This window comes from Roseateles sp. (genome assembly GCF_047654785.1).
Lineage (GTDB): Bacteria > Pseudomonadota > Gammaproteobacteria > Burkholderiales > Burkholderiaceae_C > Pelomonas.
On the sequence record NZ_JASGKQ010000002.1, the window covers coordinates 292,039 to 310,075 of the forward strand.

Consider the following 18,037-nt stretch of genomic DNA (forward strand, 5'->3'; position numbering starts at 1 on the left):
CCTGGGGCGGCTCAGGCCAGCCCCAGCGCCTCGTCCAGGCCCAGGTGAACGTTCATCGCCTGCACCGCCGCGCCGCTGGCGCCCTTGCCGAGGTTGTCCAGCCGGCTCAGCAGCAGCACCTGGGTGTCGGACGCGAACACGAAGAGATCGACGCGGTTGGTGTCGTTGCAGGCCTGCACGTCGAAGAAGCCGGCCTCCAGCGTCGCCGCGTCGCGCAGCGGCATCACGCGGATGAAGCGCTCGCCGTCGTAGTGCGCGGCCAGCGCCGCATGGACCTGCTCCGGCGTCGTGCCGGCGCTGAACTGGCTCAGGTGCAGCGGCACGCTGACCGCCAGGCCCTTGTAGAAGCTCGCCACCACCGGCATGAACACCGGCGGCAGCGCCAGGCCGGTGTGGGCCATCATCTCCGGCAGGTGCTTGTGCCTCAGGCCCAGGCCATAGGGGCGCGGCGCGGCCAGGTGGGCCGGCAACGGCTGCTGCTGGTACTCGGCGATCATGGCCTTGCCGCCGCCCGAATAGCCGGTGATGGACGTGGCGCTGACCGCCGCGTCACGCGGCAGCAGCCCGGCGTCCACCAGCGGGCGCACGGCCAGGATGAAGGCGCTGGCATGGCAGCCCGGGTTGGCGATGCGCTTGCCGGCCTGGATGGCGCCGCGCTGGCCCCGGGCCAGCTCCGGCAGGCCGAACACCCAGCCCGGCGCCGTGCGGTGCGCGGTGCTCGCATCGATCAGGCAGGTGCGGGGGTTGTTGACCATGAACGCGGCCTCGCGCGAGGCCGTGTCGGGCAGGCACAGAAAGGCCACGTCGGCCGCGTTCAGCAGGCGCGCGCGCTCGGCCGGGTCCTTGCGCTTGTCGGCGTCGATCTTCAGCACCTCGACATCGGCGCGGGCCGCGAGGTACTCGTGAATCCGCAGGCCCGTCGTGCCCTCTTGCCCATCGACAAATACCTTGAACGCCATGCTCGCTGCTCCGCTGAAAATCCAGCCGCGCAGCTTAAGGGCAAACCATGAATCCATCCCGCATCCTGCTTCTCCCCGGCTGGCAGAACTCCGGCCCCGACCACTGGCAGAGCCGCTGGGAGCGGCTGCACGGTGACGAGCGCGTCGAGCAGCACGACTGGCACTGGCCCCGGCGCGGCGACTGGATGGCGCGGCTGGACGAGGTGCTGCTGCAGGACGACCGGCCGGCCCTGCTGGTCGCGCATTCGCTGGGCTGCCAGCTGGTCGCCAGCTGGGCCGAACACTCGCGGCACACGGCGCGCGTGCAGGGCGCGCTGCTCGTCGCGCCGCCCGACACCGAGCGCGACGACGCGCCACCGCAACTGCACAACTGGCGCCCCATCCGCCGCGGCCGCCTGCCCTTCGCCAGCATCGCCGTCATCAGCAGCGACGACCCCTACGGCGCCGCCGAGCGCAGCGCGCAGATGGCGGCGGACTGGGGCAGCCGCGTCGTCATGGCCGGGCCGCGCGGGCACCTGAACGCCGAGTCCGGCCTGGGCGACTGGCCCGAGGGCCGGGCGCTGCTGCACGGCCTGAAAGACAATTGAGCGCTATGGCGACCAAAAAACCCAAGGGCCTCGGCCTCGGCCTCGAAGCCCTGCTCGGCCCCAAAGTCAGCGACACCCCGGCCCCCGAGCGCGACGGCGCGCCCGGCACGCTGAAGCTCGAACAGATGCAGACCGGCAAGTACCAGCCGCGCACCCGCATGGACGAGGGCTCGCTGTACGAGCTGGCCGAATCCATCAAGAGCCAGGGCATCATGCAACCCATCCTTGTTCGCCCGCTGGGCGAGCCGGGCCGCTATGAAATCATCGCCGGCGAACGCCGCTTCCGCGCCGCCAAGCTCGCCGGCCTGCGCGAGGTGCCGGTGCTGGTGAAGGCGGTGCCGGACGAATCGGCCGCCGCGATGGCGCTGATCGAGAACATCCAGCGCGAAGACCTGAACCCGCTCGAAGAGGCGCAGGGCCTGAAGCGATTGACCGACGAGTTCGGCCTGACGCACGAGCAGGCCGCGCAGGCCGTGGGCCGCTCGCGCAGCGCCGCCAGCAACCTGCTGCGCCTGCTGAACCTGGCCACGCCGGTGCAGAACATGCTGATGGCCGGCGACCTCGACATGGGCCATGCGCGCGCGCTGCTGCCGCTGGACGGCGCGTCGCAGATCACGACGGCCAGCGAGATCGCCGCGAAGAAGCTCAGCGTGCGCGAGGCCGAGAAGCTGGTCGCCAAGGCCCAGGGCGCCGCGCGCCAGGCGCCGCTGCTGCGCGTGAAGGGCGACAAGAGCCGCGACGTGCTGCGGCTCGAAGAGGAACTGGCCGACGCGCTCGGCGCCACCGTCGAGGTGCGCGTGAAGAAGCACACCAAGCGCGGCGGCCAGAGCGGCGAGCTGGCCATCCACTTCGACTCGCTGGACGCCCTCTCGGGCCTGCTCGACAAGCTGCGCTGACGCGGCCCGGAACCCGTTCTCAGCCCGGCGGCCGGTGCGGCGCGCACAGCCGCTCCACATAGCCCTGGTGCGCCGGCAGCCGCGCCACCTGCTGCGCCACCTGCTGCTGCAGGCGGGCGAGGAACTGGCCCAGCTCGGCGTCGCCCATCAGGTCGGCCGCCGGGTGGTGGGCGGCGGGCGTCAGGCCCTGGCCCATCATCACCTGCACCCAGGAGTTCTCGGCGAACAGCTCGTCCAGCGGGCGGAACACCCGGCCCGTCTCGGCGAACAGCTGGATGCGGCGGCGCAGCGTCTCGGGCACCGCCATCGCCCGCGCATTGCGCCACAGCGCGGAGTCGTCGCGCTGGGTCACGTGGTAGTGCAGGATGATGAAGTCGCGCACATGCTCGACGTCGGCGCCCATCTGGCGGTTGAACTCGTCCGCGTCCACCGGCCGCACGCCGCCGGCCGGGAACATCTGCGCCAGCCGGATGGCCGCGCGCTGGATCAGGTAGATGCTGGTCGACTCCAGCGGCTCCAGGAAGCCGCTGGACAGGCCGATGGCGACGCAGTTGCCGACCCAGGCCTTCTCGCGCCGGCCCGGCCGGAAGCGCAGCACGCGCGGCGCGGCCAGCAGCTCGCCCTCGACGTGGCGCGCCAGCACCTCGGGCGCGTCGGCGTCGCTCATCTCGCGGCTGCTGTAGACCAACCCGTTGCCGACGCGGTGCTGCAGCGGGATGCGCCACTGCCAGCCGAACGGGTGCGCGGTGACGTCGACATAGGGGCTGGCCTCGCGCACCGAGCGGGTCTGCACGGCCACCGCGCGGTCGCAGGGCAGCCAGTGGCTCCAGTCCTCGTAGCCCACGCCCAGCGTCTCGCCCAGCAGCAGCGCGCGGAAGCCCGTGCAGTCCACGAACAGGTCGCCCTCGATGCGCGCGCCGTTCTCCAGCTGCAGCGCGGTGATGGGGCCGCCCTCGCCGCCGCGGTGGACGGCGGCGATCTTGCCCTCGATGCGCTGCACGCCCCAGCCCTCGGCCAGCCCGCGCAGGTAGCGCGCGTAGCGGGTCGCGTCGAGGTGGTAGGCGTAGTTCAGCGCGCCGTCCGGCAGGTGCGCGAAGCGGTTCTGCAGCGCGGCCGTCGTCTCCGGGCTGTAGGCGCCGTAGGGCTGGGCCAGGCCGCGCGCCATGCCCTTGAGCCAGAAGTGCTGGAAGCCCGCGCTCCAGTGGTCGCGCCCGGTCGTGCCGAAGCCGTGGAAGTACTGCTCGCCCGGCCGCTTCCAGCCGTCGAAGCGGATGCCGAGCTTGAAGACGGCCTGCGTCGCGGCCATGAACTCGGCCTCGTCCAGGCCCAGCAGCTCGTGGAACAGCCGCATCGACGGGATGGTCGCCTCGCCGACGCCGACGGTGCCGATCTCGTCGGACTCGACGAGCTGCAGCGCCAGGCGCTTGCCGAGCAGCTTGCCCAGCAGCGCGGCCGTCATCCAGCCGGCGGTGCCGCCGCCGGCGATGACGACGCGGCGCACGGGTGGCAGGGGTTCAGCGGAGGGGTTCATCGGTTCAGCTTCTTCAGCAGCAGCGCGCGCAAACGGCGCATGCCGGTGGCGTCCAGCGGCGCGAGCAGGCCGCGCGCATGGGGCGGGATGTGGCCGGCGGTGGTGTCGTCGGCATCGAACACGTAGTGGTCGAACAGCGCGCGCCAGGCGGCGCGCTCGGCGGGCGGCAGGTCGCGCACGGTGGCCATGGCCAGCCACAGCGCCGCGACCGGCGAGTCGCGCCATTCGGGCGCGCGCCGCCACCAGTAGTTGACGAGGGCGCTCAGCGGCGCCAGCGACTCGACCTGGTGCCACCACTGGCTGGGGATGACGAGGGCGTCGCCCGGCGCCAGCTCCACCACCTGCGCGCGCGCCTGCGCGGCGGCGAAGCGCGGGTGGCGCGCGAGGTCGGGCGCGTCGGCGTCCACCAGGCTGACGGGCTGGCCCGCGGGCGTGAACTCCAGCGGGCCGACGTAGAGGTCGCCCACCGCGTCGGGCGGGTAGAGCGTGAAGCGCCGCCGGCCGCTGGCGCAGCAGGCGAGGTTGGCCGGCCAGTCCTGGTGCGCGGGCACGCGCACGCGGTTGCCCAGCCACAGGCTCACGAGCGGCTCCTCGCCGTCGGCGAAGCCGGCGGGCACGGCCAGCGTGTGGGTATCGCGCAGGCCGGGCAGGCAGGTGTCCAGCGTCGTCGAGCCCATGTAGAGCGTCGGCGGCGCCGGCTCGTGCTGCCAGGCGAGCAGCTGGTCGAGCAGCGCGCCGAAGGGCATCAGGCGCGGCGTGAAGTTGAAGCCGGTGAACGCGGCGTCGTAGGCGATGCGGCCGCGCGTCTCGGGCGCCATCTCGTAGACGCCCACGCTGGCGTCGCGCCAGTGCGCGCGCAGCACGGCGGCAGCGGCCCCGGCGCCCTCGTCGCGCGCCGCCCGCACCACGGGCCAGTGCGCCACCAGGCCGCGCAGCACGCAGGGCGCGTCCAGCGCCAGCGCCTCGGGCGGCACCTGGCCGGGGGTGGGCACCGGGACTTCGCGCAGCATGCTCAGGCGCGGCGTTCGCGGTCGATCAGGTCGGGGAAGTGCGCCAGCGACGCGACGGCCATCGCCATCGGCAGCCAGTGGCCTGCCTCGTGCAGCGCCGCCACGGCCGCGCCGGGCAGCGCCGCCAGCCGCTCCTCGTGGAGCACGCTGAAGCCGCCGATGCGGTGCGTGCCGCCGTCGGCACGCTCGTAGCTCAGGCTCATCGGCTCCAGCAGCTCGTGCGCCTGCAGCGCGGCGATGAAGCCGGGCAGCGCCTGCATGCCCTCGTGCAGCGCCTGCAGCACGGCCACGCGGCGCGCCAGCAGCGGCGACTGGCCGCCCTGCGGCAGGAACAGCGGCTCGCCCTCGGTGGTGCTCAGGCGCGGGCTGTCCGCGTCGATGTGGACCACCCAGCCGTCGCCGTCGCGGCCGGCCAGCAGCGGCTGGCGCTCCAGCGCCCAGGGCAGGTGGTGGGCGGCCCAGCCCTGGGGCGTGGCGAAGTGGTTGCGCTCGCCCACGCCCAGCAGCGCGACGGGCTGGAAGCCCCCGCCCTGCGGCGCGGGCTGGAAGACGACGGGGAAGTGCGCCTGCAGCAGCCGGAATTCCCCGGGCACCGTGGGCACGGCGGTCACGGCGTCGCCCCAGGCCGGGTCCAGGCGGGTCTGCAGCCGCAGGTGCTGGTGGCTGACGTTGTCGAGCAGGGTCGGGCGCATGGCGGGAAAGCAAAAAAGGGGGCGGCGCCGACCTTAGCAGCCGGCGCCGCCCACGACCTTGCAAGAAAACACCGGGTTGCCCCGGGTTCGCTCGTGCGCCCTCGGGACGGGCCGGACAGAGCCCGCCCCACAGGAGCGCTCAGGCCACGAGGAAAGGCTCAGAACGTGTAGCGCGCGCCGATCATGAAGCGGCGGCCGGTCTGGGTGTAGTACTGCGTCTGCTGCTTGTTGCGGCCGTAGACGCGCTGGGTGCCGTCGTTCATGTTGATGGCCTCGACCTGGACGCTCAGGTTCCGGTTGAACTTGTAGCCCGCGCTCAGGTCCCACTGGCCGTAGGCGGCCGTGTAGGACGGGCCGGCGCTGCCCCAGATGTCGCTGTTGGTGCCGCTCAGGAAGGCATCGCGCCAGTTGTAGGCCAGGCGCACGCTGAAGCTGTCGTCCTCGTAGAAGCCCACGGCGTTGGCCGAGTTGCTCAGGCCGAGCAGCGCGTACTGCTGGGCCAGGCTGGCGTTCTGGTACTTCAGGCCCGAGCGCACCCAGGTGTAGTTGGCCGACATGCCGAAGCCGCTGTTGCCGAAGGCGTGCTGCACGTTCAGCTCGACGCCGTTGATGTGGTCCTTGCGGGCGTTGACGGGCGTGCTCACGGTGAACACCGCGGCCGGGTCGCCCGGCTGGCCGGCGATGGTGCCGTTGGCGCCCTTCACGTCGTCGCCGGTCCAGACCACGCCGTTGGTGCCGTCGTAGGTGTGCAGGATGTAGTTGCGGATGCAGACCCGGTCGGCCGTGCCGCAGTTGCCGCCCGTGGCCGCCAGCGCCTGGTTGTAGAGCGCGCCGCCGACCGGCGTGGTCAGGTTGAACGGCGAGGTCTGCACGCCGTTGGTGCCGATGAAGTTGCTGATGTTCTTGCGGAACAGGCCCAGCGCGGCGTAGCTGCCCTTGGCGTAGTAGTACTCGGCCGAGAAGTCGATGTTCTTGGACTTCAGCGGCTTCAGGTTCGGGTTGCCGGAGCTGCCGGTGCCGCCGCCGACACGGAAGTCGTTCAGCGTCGTGCCGCTCTGGATGTCGCCCCAGCCGGGGCGGCCGATGGTTTCGCCGTAGCTGGCGCGCACCTTGAGCTGGCTGGTCAGGTCGGCCGACCAGTCGATGCTGGGCAGCACATAGCTGTACTTGCCGGTGCCGGCCAGGAAGGCGGCGTCGCCGCGGATGATCGCGAACTCGTTCTCCGACTTCCACTCCAGCCCGGTGACCACGGGCACCAGCGCCTGCGAGCGCACCTTGGTGCTTTCGTAGCGCAGGCCCGCCGAGGCGTTCATCGGAATGCCCCAGCTCTCCCAGTCGGTCTGGTACTGCACGTAGGCGCTGCGCGAGGTTTCCTGCGTGCGGCGGTCGTCGGTGAAGTTGGACGAGGGCGAGAAGGTGGCCGTGTCGCCGTTGACCGCGATGGCGGCCTTGCGGACGGCGTCGAAGTCCCACAGGTAGAAGTCGTTGAACAGCGCGGCGCCGTCGGCCCCGCTGGCGCTCAGCGACCGCGCGAAGTAGGGCCGCAGGCTGGCCGCCTGCCACAGGCCGTCGTCGTAGTCGCTGGTCTTGCCGTAGCCGCCCCAGTTGTCCTGCTGCACGTTGGCGAAGGCGGTGCGGTTCTTGACCTTGCTGAGGCTGACGCCGAAGTCCAGCTCCGACGACTCCGACAGGTTGAACTTGCCCTTGAACTGCGCCTGGTCGATCGCGTTGCGCATGTAGCTGTTGCGGAACGACGAGCCCGTCACCTGGGTCAGCGCCGGGCCGTCGCCCGGGTTGCCGGCGATGCCGATGCCCAGCACCGGGAAGCCGTGCCGGAAGTCGGCCGTGATGTTGGCGCGGTTGTACATGGACACGCCGATGGTCGCGTTGCTGCCGTAGGGGCTGTCCGCGCCGGTGGTGGCGGTGGCGTGGTGGGCGTCGAACTCCAGCTTCAGGTCCTTGCTCGCCTGCCAGGCCAGGTTGAAGCCGGTGGCCTGGTTCCTGGCCTTGGTGCCGAAGACGCCGCCGGCCATCGCCACGTCGGCCGGGTTGCCGTAGGTCTCGCCGTAGGTGCTGGGCGCGAAGACGCCGCTGCCGTCGTTTTCCCAGGTGCCCGACGTGGGGCTGGTGTTGAACCAGGCCGACAGTTCGTTGCGCCGGGTGTGGATCTTCAGCTCGGAGTAGGTCGCGTCCAGCGTCGCGGTCAGGTCCTTGACCGGGCGGTACTGCAGCACCAGCTGGCCGTTGGTGCGGGTGCGCTGCAGGCCGTTGAGGCTGTAGCGCAGCTCCTGCGGCACGACGTAGAGGTCGCCCTGCTGGATGCCGCTGGCGTCCTGCAGGGCCTGCGACACCTGGCCGGAGCCGCCCGTGTTGTTGTGCCAGCCGGCGTTCACGCCCACCTGGTTGAAGCCGGAGTTGCGCTTCTGGTGGCTGGCCGACAGCGCGATGCCGAAGGTGCCGTCGGCGAACACGTCGCTGTAGATGCCCGAGACCTCGGGCGTGAGCTGCGAGCCCTTGGTCGGGTCGGGCAGGCGCTTGTTGGACTGGTCGCTGACCAGCTTCATGCCGAAGCTGGCGATCTGCTTGCCGGCCTCCAGCGGGCGGGCCGTCTTGATGTTGATCGTCGCGCCGATGCCGCCGGTGGGGGTTTCGGCGCGGCTGGTCTTGTAGACCTCCAGCGCGGCGATGGACTCCGAGGCCAGGTTGGCGAAGTCGAAGGCGCGCGAGTTCGAGGCGTAGGTGTCGCCGATGCTGGACGCCGGCATCTGCCGGCCGTTGAGCAGCACGAGGTTGAAGTCGGGGCCGACGCCGCGCACCGTCACCTTGGAGCCCTCGCCGTTGGCCGTGCGGTCGATGGACACGCCGGCGATGCGCTGCATCGACTCGGCCAGGTTGGAGTCGGGGAACTTGCCGATGTCCTCGGCCACGATGCCGTCCACCACGCCCTGCGCCTTGCGCTTCATGTCGAGCGAGCTGTCCAGGCTTTTTCGGATGCCGGTGACGATGACCGTCTCCAGCTGCTGCGGTTCGGCCTGGGGGGCCGCGGCTTGCTGCGCCTGGGCGCTGCTCAGGCCGACGGCCAGCAGGCCGACAGCGCTGGCCAGGGCGTTGAGGCGGGGGCGGTTTGTCATGGGCTTGTCTCCTGGGGTGGATGTCGTCTTTGTGGAATCCTTGCGCCGAAATCGCTGAAAGCGCTTTCAACTGCGCGCAGCATCGCGCACCAGAAAGCGCTTTCAAACTAGGCAACACCCTAGGTTTTGGCTGGGGCGCGACAGGCGCCTGCTTCTTTGGTTGTGCCTTGGCTGGGCTGGGCGCCGGGACACGGGGGTGGGGAGCCCTGATGCGCAGGTCAAGGAGGAGGCCCGCGCAGCGGGCCGGGGGACACGGAGCATCAGGGCTCCCCACCCTCCTGCGCCCCGCCCAGCCTTGGCGCGCAACGCGCCGACCTCAACGCGCCAGCCGCCGCGCCGACTCCCGCAGCACCAGCTCCGGCACCGGCATCCGCACCTGCGGCGGCGCCCCGCGCAGCAGCGCCAGCATCGCGGCGGCGGCCTGCACGCCGATCTCATAGATCGCGTGGCGCACGGTGGTCAGCGGCGGCAGCATGTAGCGCGACGGCACCAGGTCGTCGAAACCGACGATGGACACGTCGTCCGGCACGCGCAGCCCGCGCCGCGACAGGCCCAGCAAGGCGCCGATGGCCATCTGGTCGTTGGAGCTGAACAGCGCCGTGAAGCCCGTGTCGCGCTCCAGCAGGCGCTGCACGCCCTCCAGCCCGCTGGCCTCGGTGTAGTCGCCCTGCACCACCAGCTGCGGGTCGGGCGCGATGCCCGCCGCCGCCAGCGCGTCCAGGTAGCCGCGATGGCGGTCGGACGAGTCCTCGTGGATGCCGTCGCCCAGCAGCAGCGCGATGCGGCGGTGGCCCAGCCCGATGAGGTGCTCCGTCGCCAGCCGCGCGCCGGTGCGGTGGTCGAAACTGCAGCTGAACAGCTGCGGCCCGGTGATCTGGCGGCCCACGACGACCATCGGCAGGCTCTCGGACAGCCGCAGCAGCTCGGCGTCGGAGAGCCGCCCGGCCAGCACGATGATGCCGTCCACCCGGCGCGCCAGCAGCGTCTCGAGGGCCTTGCGCTCGTCGGCCTCGTTCCAGTGGCCGCTGACGAACAGCGGCACATAGCCGGCGCCGTCCAGTTCGCGCTCGATGCCGCTCAGCGCCTCGCCGTAGAACGGGCTGCTGATGATCTGCGTGACGACGCCGATGCTCATCGAGCGCCCGCCCGCCAGCCCGCGCGCCACCGGGTTGGGCCGGAAGCCCAGCTCGCGGATGGCGGCCTCGACCGCGTCCTTCTTGGCCCCGCTGACGGCGGCCGTGCCGTTCAGGATGCGCGACACCGTGCTCGGCGACACGCCCGCGCGCGCAGCCACCTGGTCCAGCGTCACCGCGCCCGCCTCGCGGCCGGCGGAACGGCCTGAAGGCGCTTTCTTGAGGGGGGGACGCGAAGACACGATGGGCGGGCCGGGATTCCGTTGGCGGGGCGCCCGCAGTGTAGGCGCGGCCACTTTCGCGGCCCCGGCGCGGCGCACTAGGGTTTCTGCGGCTGGGCGATGCGCCACTCGCCGCCACAATCGTGAAAGCGCTTTCAACGCTTACTCAGCACCCCGCCGCCCATGTCCGACCCCCACCGCCGCCACCTGCTCGCCGCCGCCCTCGCCACGGCGGCCGGGGCCTGCCCGGCGCGGGCCGGCGAGGGCGCGGGGCCGGCGCGGCTGGTCGTCGCCGCCTTCCCGCTCGTCGACCAGATCATCCGCGACGCGCTGCCCGCCTGGCACCAGGCCAACGGCGGCGTCGAGGTCGAGGTCATCAGCCGCCAGTACGACGACCACCACACGGCGATGACGACGGCGCTGTCCTCCAGCAGCGGCGGCAGCCACCTGCCCGACGTGATGGCGCTGGAGGCCAGCTACATGGGCCGCTTCTCGCTGGGCGCGGGCCTGCAGGACCTCAGCGCCCCGCCCTACGGCGCCGAGGCGCTGCGCGAGCGCTTCGTGCCCTTCGCCTTCGAGCAGGCGCGCAACCGCCAGCACGCGCTCGTCGCGCTGCCCACCGACATCGGCCCCGGCACCCTGCTCTACCGCCGCGACGTGCTGGACCGCGCGGGCGTCACGCCGGCCGAGCTGACCGCGAGCTGGGAGGCCTATGTGGCGGCCGGCGCGCGCATCAAGGCCCGCACCGGCGCCTACCTGATCGCCCATGCGCGCTACCTGAAGAACATCGTCATCGCCGCCACGCAGCCGCCCGGCCACAGCGCCTACTTCGACGCCCAGGGCCGGCCGGCGGTGGACGGGCCGGCGTTCCAGCGCGCCTTCTCGCTGTGCCTGCAGGTGCGCCGCCAGGGGCTGGACGCCATCGTCGACACCTGGCGCAACGACTGGGCCGAGCACCTGCGCCGCGGCCGCCTCGCCACCGAGCTGACGGGCGCCTGGATGGCCGGCCAGCTCGCCGCCGTCATCGCGCCCGAGACGCGCGGCCTGTGGCGCGCCGCGCAGCTGCCCGGCGGCAGCTACGCCGGCTACGGCGGCACCTACTACGCCATCCCGCGCCGCTCCGACCCGGCGCGCAAGGCGCTGGCCTGGAACCTCATCCGGCACCTGACGCTCGACCGCGCGCTGCAGCTGCGCGCCTTCAAGGGCTACGACGCCTTCCCGGCGCTGCTGTCCGCGCACGAGGACCCGTTCTTCGACGAGCCCATGCCCTTCCTCGGCGGCCAGCGGGCGCGCCAGCTCTGGCGCGACGCCGCGCGCCGCATCCCGCCGCGGCCGCTGCACCGGCAGAACAAGTTCGCCGAGGAGGTGCTCAACGGCGAGCTGGACAACGTGCTGATCTACGACAAGCCCATCCCGCAGGCGCTCGGCGACGCGCAGGCCTTGCTGCAGCACCGCGCCAACCGCTGACATGAAGCCAGCCCCGGCCCGCCGTCCGACGCCATGGCACCTGGAACCTTGACATGAAACCCCTGCGCATCCCCAACGCCTGGGCGCCCTACCTGCTCATCAGCCCCTTCCTGCTGCTGTTCGCGGTGTTCGGGCTGTTCCCGCTGCTGTTCTCGCTGTGGATGGCCTTCCAGAGCTGGGAGCCCACGGCCGGGCTGGAGGCGATGCGCTTCACGGGGCTGGACAACTTCACGTTCGCGCTGGGCGACGGCTGGTTCTGGAAGTCGCTGCGCAACACGCTGTGGCTGGCCGTCGTGTCGGGCCTGCCGCAGCACCTCGTCGCGCTGCCGCTGGCGGTGTTCGTGAACCGCGCGTTCGGCCGCTTCGGGCACGCGGTGTCGGCGGCGTACTTCCTGCCCTACATCACGTCCACCGTCGCCATCGCGATGCTGTTCACCTCGCTGCTGTCCACCGACTACGGCCTGGTCAACCTCGCGCTGCACGGCGCCTTCGGCATCGAGCCGATCAACTGGCTGTGGCAGCCGCAGACGCTCAAGCCCGCCGTCGCGCTGGTGGTGTTCTGGCGCTACCTGGGCTTCAACCTGGTGCTCTACCTCGCCGCGCTGCAGACCATCCCGCGCGAGCTCTACCAGGCCGCGCGGCTGGACGGCGCGGGCGCCTGGGCGCAGTTCCGCCACATCACGCTGCCGGCGCTGCGGCCGATGATCCTGTTCGGCGTGACGCTCAGCGTCATCGGCGGCATGCAGCTCTTCGAGGAGCCCTTCATCCTGACCAACGGCCTGGGCGGCCCCGACCAGGCGACGATGACGGTGGCGATGTACGTCTACCGCCTGGCCTTCGACTTCAGCGACTTCGGCGCCGCCAACGCGATCTCCTGGCTGCTGTTCGCGCTGCTCGCGGCGCTGACCTGGCTGACCAACAAGGCCTTCAAGGAGCGCCAGGCATGAAGCCGACCGGCCTGTCCCGCCTCGCGGCCTACGCGCTCGTCGGCGCCGGCGCGCTGCTGATGCTCGCGCCCTTCTACTTCATGTTCGTGTTCGCCACGCAGTCCAAGGACGCGATCTTCAGCGTGCCGCCGCCGCTGTGGTTCGGCGCCGCGCTCGGCGACAACCTCGACATCCTGACCACCCGGCTGCCCTTCTGGCGCAACCTCGGCTGGAGCCTGTACGTCGCGCTGCTGTCCACCGCGCTGACGCTGCTGTTCTGCTCGATGGCGGGCTATGCGTTCGCGCTGCTGGAGTTCCGCTTCAAGCGGCCGCTGTTCCTGCTCGTCATGGGCACCATGCTCGTGCCGCCCTTCATGACCATGATCCCCAACTTCATGGTCATGGACGCGATCGGCTGGATCGACACCCACCGCGCGCTCTACGTGCCCGGCGCGGCCGGCGCGTTCGGCATCTACCTGATGCGCCAGTTCGCCGCCGCCTCGGTGCCGCCCGAGCTGCTGAAGGCCGCGCGCATCGACGGCTGCAGCGAGCTCGGCATCTACTGGCGCATCGCGCTGCCGCTGATGAAGCCGGCGCTCGGCACGCTCGGGCTGATCACCTTCATCGCGTCGTGGAACAACTTCATGGCGCCGCTGGTCGTGCTGCGCAGCACCGCCAGCTACACGCTGCCGCTGGCGCTGCGCAGCCTGCAAAGCACCGTCAACACCGAATGGGGCGCGCTGATGGCCGGCTCGGCCATCGCCACGCTGCCGCTCATCGTGCTCTTCGTCGTCTCCTCCCGCCAACTGATCGCCGGGCTGACCACCGGCGCCGTCAAGTGATGCCCACCCAAGCCCTGCACCACCAGTTCCCGCCCGACTTCACCTGGGGCGTCGCCACCAGCAGCTTCCAGATCGAGGGCGCCGCCCGCGAGGACGGCAAGGCCGACTCCATCTGGGACGTGTTCTGCCGCCAGCCCGGCGTCATCGCCGACGCCAGCAACGGCGACGTCGCCTGCGACCACTACCACCGGCTCGAGGAAGACCTGGACCTGATCGCCTCGCTGGGCGTCAACGCCTACCGCTTCTCGATCGCCTGGGCGCGCGTGCAGCCGCAGGGCCGGGGCGCCTGGAACGAGCCGGGGCTGGACTTCTACCGGCGCCTCGTCGACGGCCTGGCCCGGCGCAACATCCGCGCCTTCGCCACGCTCTACCACTGGGACCTGCCGCAGGCGCTCCAGGAACAGGGCGGCTGGGCCGCGCGCGACACGGCGCACCGCTTCGTGGACTACGCGCGCGGCATCCAGGCCCGGCTGGGCGACCGCCTCCACGCCATCGCCACGCACAACGAGCCCTGGGTCGTCGCCACGCTGGGGCACGAGAAAGGCATCTTCGCGCCCGGCATCAAGGACCGCGCCGTGGCCGCCCAGGTGTCGCACCACCTGCTGCTCAGCCACGGCCTGGCGGTGCAGGCGCTGCGCGCCGACGGCGCCACCGCCCGGCTCGGCATCGTGCTGAACTTCGCCGCGACGCAGGCCGCCAGCGACAGCCCGGCCGACCTGGCCGCCGCGCGCCTGGCCGACGCGCACAGCCGCCGCTGGTACAGCGACCCGGTCTTCAAGGGCAGCTACCCCGCCGAGGCGCTCGCCGACCTCGGCGCCGACGCGCCCCGGGTCGAGCCCGGCGACCTCGACATCATCCGCACGCCGATCGACTACCTCGGCGTCAACTACTACACCCGCTACATCGCCAGCGCCACCCGGCCCTACGACGCCGCGGCCGCCGGCCTGCCGCTGACCGACATGGGCTGGGAGATCCACCCCACGGGCCTGACCGACCTGCTGTGCCAGATGAAGGCCGACTACGGCGACGCGCTGCCGCCCGTCCACATCACCGAGAACGGCGGCGCCTTCCCCGACCACGCCGACGCCAGCCACCGCGTCGACGACCAGGACCGCATCGCCTACGTCCGCGACCACATCGCCGCCGTCGCCGAGGCTGCGCGCCGCGGCGTGCCGATGGCCGGCTACTTCGTCTGGAGCCTGATGGACAACTTCGAATGGGCCAGCGGCTACGCCAAGCGCTTCGGCATCGTCCACGTCGACTACGCCACGCTGCGGCGCACGCCCAAGGCCAGCGCGCACTGGTACCGCGACTTCCTGCGGCAATGGGGGGGCTGACCATGCGCGCCCTCCTGCTCACCCTCGGCGCCCTGCTCGCCGGCTGCGGCGGCGGCAGCGTCGCCGCGCCCGCCTCCGCGCCCGCGCCTGCGGACGGCGCGGGCTGGAAGCTGGTCTGGTCCGACGAATTCGACGGCCCCGCCGGCAGCGCGCCCAACCCCGCCCACTGGCACAGCAACCTCGGCAACCGCGAGGCCGACGGCTGGGGCAACCACGAGCTGCAGTACTACACGCCCGCGCCGCGCAACGCCTTCCTCGACGGCCAGGGCCGCCTCGTCATCCGCGCCGAAAAAGTGGCGGACGCCGGCCCCTGCTGGAACGGCCGCCCCTGCGGCTACACCTCGGCCCGCCTCGTCACCGAGGGCCGGGTCCGCTACACCTACGGCAAGGTCGAGGCGCGCATCCGCGTGCCGGCCGGGCAGGGCATCTGGCCGGCGTTCTGGAGCCTCGGCGAAGGCCTGCCCTGGCCGCACGCGGGCGAGATCGACATCATGGAATACGTCGGCCAGACGCCCGCCACCATCTACGGCACGCTGCACGGCCCCGGCTACTCCGGCGCGCAGAGCCTGAACCAGCCCCACCCGCTGGGCGCGCCGGTGGCGGACGACTTCCACGTCTTCACCGTCATCAAGCGCCCGCACGAAATCATCTGGCTGATGGACGGCGTCGAATACCACCGCCTGACGCCGGCCCGGCTGCCCGCCGGCGGCAGCTGGGTGTTCGAGCGGCCCTTCTTCCTGATCCTGAACCTCGCCATCGGCGGCGACTGGCCCGGCCCGCCCGACGAGCGCACCGTGTTCCCCGCGCAGATGACCGTGGACTGGGTTCGCATCTACGAGGAGCAGCGCTGACGTGACCACGCCGGACCGCCACGACTTCCCGCCCGGCTTCGCCTGGGGCTGCTCCACCTCGTCCTACCAGATCGAGGGCGCCGCCCGCGAAGGCGGCAAGGGCGAATCCATCTGGGACCGCTTCTGCCAGCGCCCGGGCGCGATCCGCGACGGCAGCAGCGGCGCCACCGCCTGCGACCACTACCACCGCTGGCCCGAGGACCTGGACCTCGCGCAAGGTCTCGGCGTCGACGCCTACCGCTTCTCGATCGCCTGGCCGCGCATCTTCCCCGACGGCGTCGGCGAGCGGCCCAGCGCCGAGGGCCTGGCCTTCTACTCGCGCCTGGTGGACGGCATGCTGACACGCGGCCTGCAGCCCTGGGCCACGCTCTACCACTGGGACCTGCCGCAGGCGCTGCAGGAGCGCGGCGGCTGGCTGAACCGCGACACGATGGCCGCGTTCGCCGACTACGCGCATGCGGTCGCCCACCACCTGGGCGACCGGGTCAAGCACTGGATCACGCACAACGAGCCTTGGTGCACCGCCTTCCTCGGCCACCACGAGGGTGTGCACGCGCCCGGCCTGCGCGACTTCCGCGCGGCGCTGCAGGTCTGCCACCACCTGCTCGTCAGCCATGGCGACGCCGTCGCCGCGGTGCGCGCCGCCGCGCCCGGCGCGCAGGCCGGCATCACGCTGAGCCTGCACCCGATCCGCGCCGCCAGCGCCGGCCCCGCCGACCAGGCCGCCGCGCAGCGCCACGACGGGCTGCGCAACCGCTGGTTCCTCGACCCGCTGCACGGCCGCGGCTATCCGGCGGACGTGCTCGCCGCGCTCGGCGACGACGCGCCCCGCGTCGAGGCCGGCGACCTGGCGCGCATCGCCACGCCGTGCGACTTCCTCGGCGTCAACTACTACTTTCCCGAGACCATCGCCGACGCGCCCGGCGGCGAGGGCATCGCCACCCGCGTCGTGCCCACGCCCGGCGCGCCGCTGACGGCCTTCGGCTGGCCCATCGTGCCCGAGGGCATGACCGAGCTGCTGACCCGCGTGCAGCGCGACTACCGCCCCGCCGCCGTCTACCTGACCGAGAACGGCGCCTGCTTCGACGACGTGCCCGACGCCGACGGCTTCGTGCAGGACGACGCGCGCCAGCGCTTCCTGGCCGCCCACTTCGCCGCCGCGCTGCGCGCCGTGCGCGCGGGCGTGCCGCTGAAGGGCTATTTCGTCTGGAGCCTGCTCGACAACTTCGAGTGGGCCGAGGGCTACACGCGCCGCTTCGGCCTCACCCACGTCGACTACGCCACCCAGCGCCGCCGCCTCAAGGCCAGCGGCGAATGGTTCCGCCACTTCCTGCGCGCCGAAAGCCCCGCCCCATGAGCCGCGTCCACATCCAGGGCCTGAACATCACGTTCGGCGGCCACGAGGTCATCCGCCACCTCGACCTCGACATCCACGCCGGCGAGTTCCTCGTGCTGCTCGGCCCCTCGGGCTGCGGCAAGTCCACGCTGCTGCACAGCATCGCCGGGCTCAACCCGGTCAGCGGCGGGCGCATCGACATCGGCGGGCGCGACATGACCCATGCCGAGCCCAGCGCGCGCGGCGTCGGCATGGTGTTCCAGAGCTATGCGCTCTACCCGCACATGAGCGTGCGCGACAACCTCGCCTTCCCGCTGAAGATGGCCGGCGCGCCCAAGGCCGAGATCGCCGCGCGCGTGGCCCGCGCGGCCGGCATGCTGCAGCTGGAGCCGCTGCTGGACCGCCGCCCGGCCCAGCTCTCCGGCGGCCAGCGCCAGCGCGTGGCCATCGGCCGCGCCGTCGTCCGCGAGGCCGGCGTGCTGCTGCTGGACGAGCCGCTGTCCAACCTCGACGCCAAGCTGCGCGCCGAGCTGCGCCGCGAGCTGAAGCTGCTGCACGCGCGGCTGGGCAACACGATGGTCTACGTCACGCACGACCAGGTCGAGGCGATGACGCTGGCGACCCGCATCGTCGTCATGCACCAGGGCGAGATCCAGCAGATCGGCACGCCGGCCGAGGTCTACGAGCAGCCGCGCAACCTGCGCGTGGCCAGCTTCGTCGGCTCGCCGACCATCAACCGCCTCGCCGGCCGCGTGCAGGACGGCCGCTTCCACTGCGGCGGCATCGGCCTGCCGCACGCCGCCGCCGACGGCACCGCGCTGACGCTGGGCGTGCGCCCCGAACACGTGCTGATCGGGGACGGGCAGCCCTTCGAGGGCCGCATCCAGCTCGTCGAGCCGCTGGGCAACCAGCACCTGCTGTGGATCGAGGCCGGCGGCACGCTGCTGTGCGCGGTGCTGCCGGGCCAGCCGCAGCTGGCGCTGCACGACGGCGTGCGCTTCGGCTTCGACGCGGCCCGGCAGCTCTGGTTCGACGAGGCCGGCGACCGGCTAGCACATCCATAGGCCAAAGCGCCACAAGCGCACACCCTCGCCAGCGGGTCACTTGCGCGCGCCGCC

At 72.1% G+C, this 18,037-nt stretch carries 15 protein-coding genes; 9 read left to right on the plus strand and 6 right to left on the minus strand.

What is annotated here, in order from left to right:
• Positions 1-11: 11 nt before the first annotated feature.
• On the minus strand, positions 12-959 hold the full coding sequence (argC, locus tag QM788_RS06005; RefSeq protein ID WP_415660571.1) for an N-acetyl-gamma-glutamyl-phosphate reductase: 948 nt from the start codon (positions 957-959) through the stop codon (positions 12-14).
• Positions 960-1,006: 47 nt separating this feature from the next.
• Here argC and QM788_RS06010 point away from each other — a divergent pair, with 47 nt between their 5' ends.
• Together QM788_RS06010 and QM788_RS06015 are read left to right on the plus strand one after the other, a co-directional pair.
• Positions 1,007-1,546, plus strand: a complete 540-nt coding sequence (locus tag QM788_RS06010) for an RBBP9/YdeN family alpha/beta hydrolase (protein ID WP_415660572.1) — start codon at positions 1,007-1,009, stop codon at positions 1,544-1,546.
• A 5-nt stretch (positions 1,547-1,551) separates the two neighbouring features.
• On the plus strand, positions 1,552-2,442 hold the full coding sequence (locus QM788_RS06015) for a ParB/RepB/Spo0J family partition protein (RefSeq protein ID WP_415660573.1): 891 nt from the start codon (positions 1,552-1,554) through the stop codon (positions 2,440-2,442).
• Positions 2,443-2,461: 19 nt separating this feature from the next.
• Here the strand turns inward: QM788_RS06015 and QM788_RS06020 are convergent, their stop codons facing one another.
• The 5 genes from QM788_RS06020 to QM788_RS06040 form a co-directional block, all read right to left on the minus strand.
• Positions 2,462-3,973, minus strand: a complete 1,512-nt coding sequence (locus tag QM788_RS06020; protein WP_415660574.1) for a tryptophan halogenase family protein — start codon at positions 3,971-3,973, stop codon at positions 2,462-2,464.
• The gene (locus QM788_RS06025) at positions 3,970-4,983 is read right to left on the minus strand and encodes a cupin-like domain-containing protein (protein WP_415660575.1); all 1,014 of its coding nucleotides are present in this window, start codon (positions 4,981-4,983) and stop codon (positions 3,970-3,972) included. Before QM788_RS06025 ends, QM788_RS06020 begins: the two co-directional genes overlap by 4 nt.
• 2 nt (positions 4,984-4,985) lie before the next feature.
• The gene (locus QM788_RS06030) at positions 4,986-5,675 is read right to left on the minus strand and encodes a SapC family protein (protein WP_415660576.1); all 690 of its coding nucleotides are present in this window, start codon (positions 5,673-5,675) and stop codon (positions 4,986-4,988) included.
• A gap of 158 nt (positions 5,676-5,833) precedes the next feature.
• Positions 5,834-8,806 (minus strand): TonB-dependent receptor, encoded by a 2,973-nt coding sequence (locus QM788_RS06035; protein WP_415660577.1) that lies wholly within the window; start codon positions 8,804-8,806, stop codon positions 5,834-5,836.
• A 316-nt stretch (positions 8,807-9,122) separates the two neighbouring features.
• Positions 9,123-10,259 (minus strand): LacI family DNA-binding transcriptional regulator, encoded by a 1,137-nt coding sequence (locus tag QM788_RS06040; RefSeq protein ID WP_415660578.1) that lies wholly within the window; start codon positions 10,257-10,259, stop codon positions 9,123-9,125.
• An 84-nt stretch (positions 10,260-10,343) separates the two neighbouring features.
• On the opposite strand from QM788_RS06040, the gene QM788_RS06045 reads away from it, so the two are divergent.
• Genes QM788_RS06045 through QM788_RS06075 form a run of 7 tightly spaced genes read left to right on the plus strand, consistent with a single transcriptional unit; the run spans position 10,344 to position 17,983 of the window.
• The gene (locus QM788_RS06045) at positions 10,344-11,627 is read left to right on the plus strand and encodes an ABC transporter substrate-binding protein (protein ID WP_415660579.1); all 1,284 of its coding nucleotides are present in this window, start codon (positions 10,344-10,346) and stop codon (positions 11,625-11,627) included.
• A gap of 53 nt (positions 11,628-11,680) precedes the next feature.
• A complete protein-coding gene (locus tag QM788_RS06050; RefSeq protein WP_415660580.1) occupies positions 11,681-12,574 on the plus strand; it encodes a carbohydrate ABC transporter permease in 894 nt (297 codons plus the stop codon).
• Positions 12,571-13,395, plus strand: a complete 825-nt coding sequence (locus QM788_RS06055) for a carbohydrate ABC transporter permease (RefSeq protein ID WP_415660581.1) — start codon at positions 12,571-12,573, stop codon at positions 13,393-13,395. Before QM788_RS06050 ends, QM788_RS06055 begins: the two co-directional genes overlap by 4 nt.
• Positions 13,395-14,732, plus strand: coding sequence for a GH1 family beta-glucosidase (locus tag QM788_RS06060; protein ID WP_415660582.1), 1,338 nt, complete (start codon positions 13,395-13,397; stop codon positions 14,730-14,732). Before QM788_RS06055 ends, QM788_RS06060 begins: the two co-directional genes overlap by 1 nt.
• A gap of 2 nt (positions 14,733-14,734) precedes the next feature.
• A complete protein-coding gene (locus tag QM788_RS06065; protein WP_415660583.1) occupies positions 14,735-15,583 on the plus strand; it encodes a family 16 glycosylhydrolase in 849 nt (282 codons plus the stop codon).
• 1 nt (position 15,584) lies between these two features.
• Positions 15,585-16,940 (plus strand): GH1 family beta-glucosidase, encoded by a 1,356-nt coding sequence (locus QM788_RS06070; RefSeq protein ID WP_415660584.1) that lies wholly within the window; start codon positions 15,585-15,587, stop codon positions 16,938-16,940.
• Positions 16,937-17,983 (plus strand): ABC transporter ATP-binding protein, encoded by a 1,047-nt coding sequence (locus tag QM788_RS06075; protein WP_415660585.1) that lies wholly within the window; start codon positions 16,937-16,939, stop codon positions 17,981-17,983. The genes QM788_RS06070 and QM788_RS06075 overlap by 4 nt, the downstream gene beginning before the upstream one ends.
• The last annotated feature ends 54 nt before the right edge of the window (positions 17,984-18,037 follow it).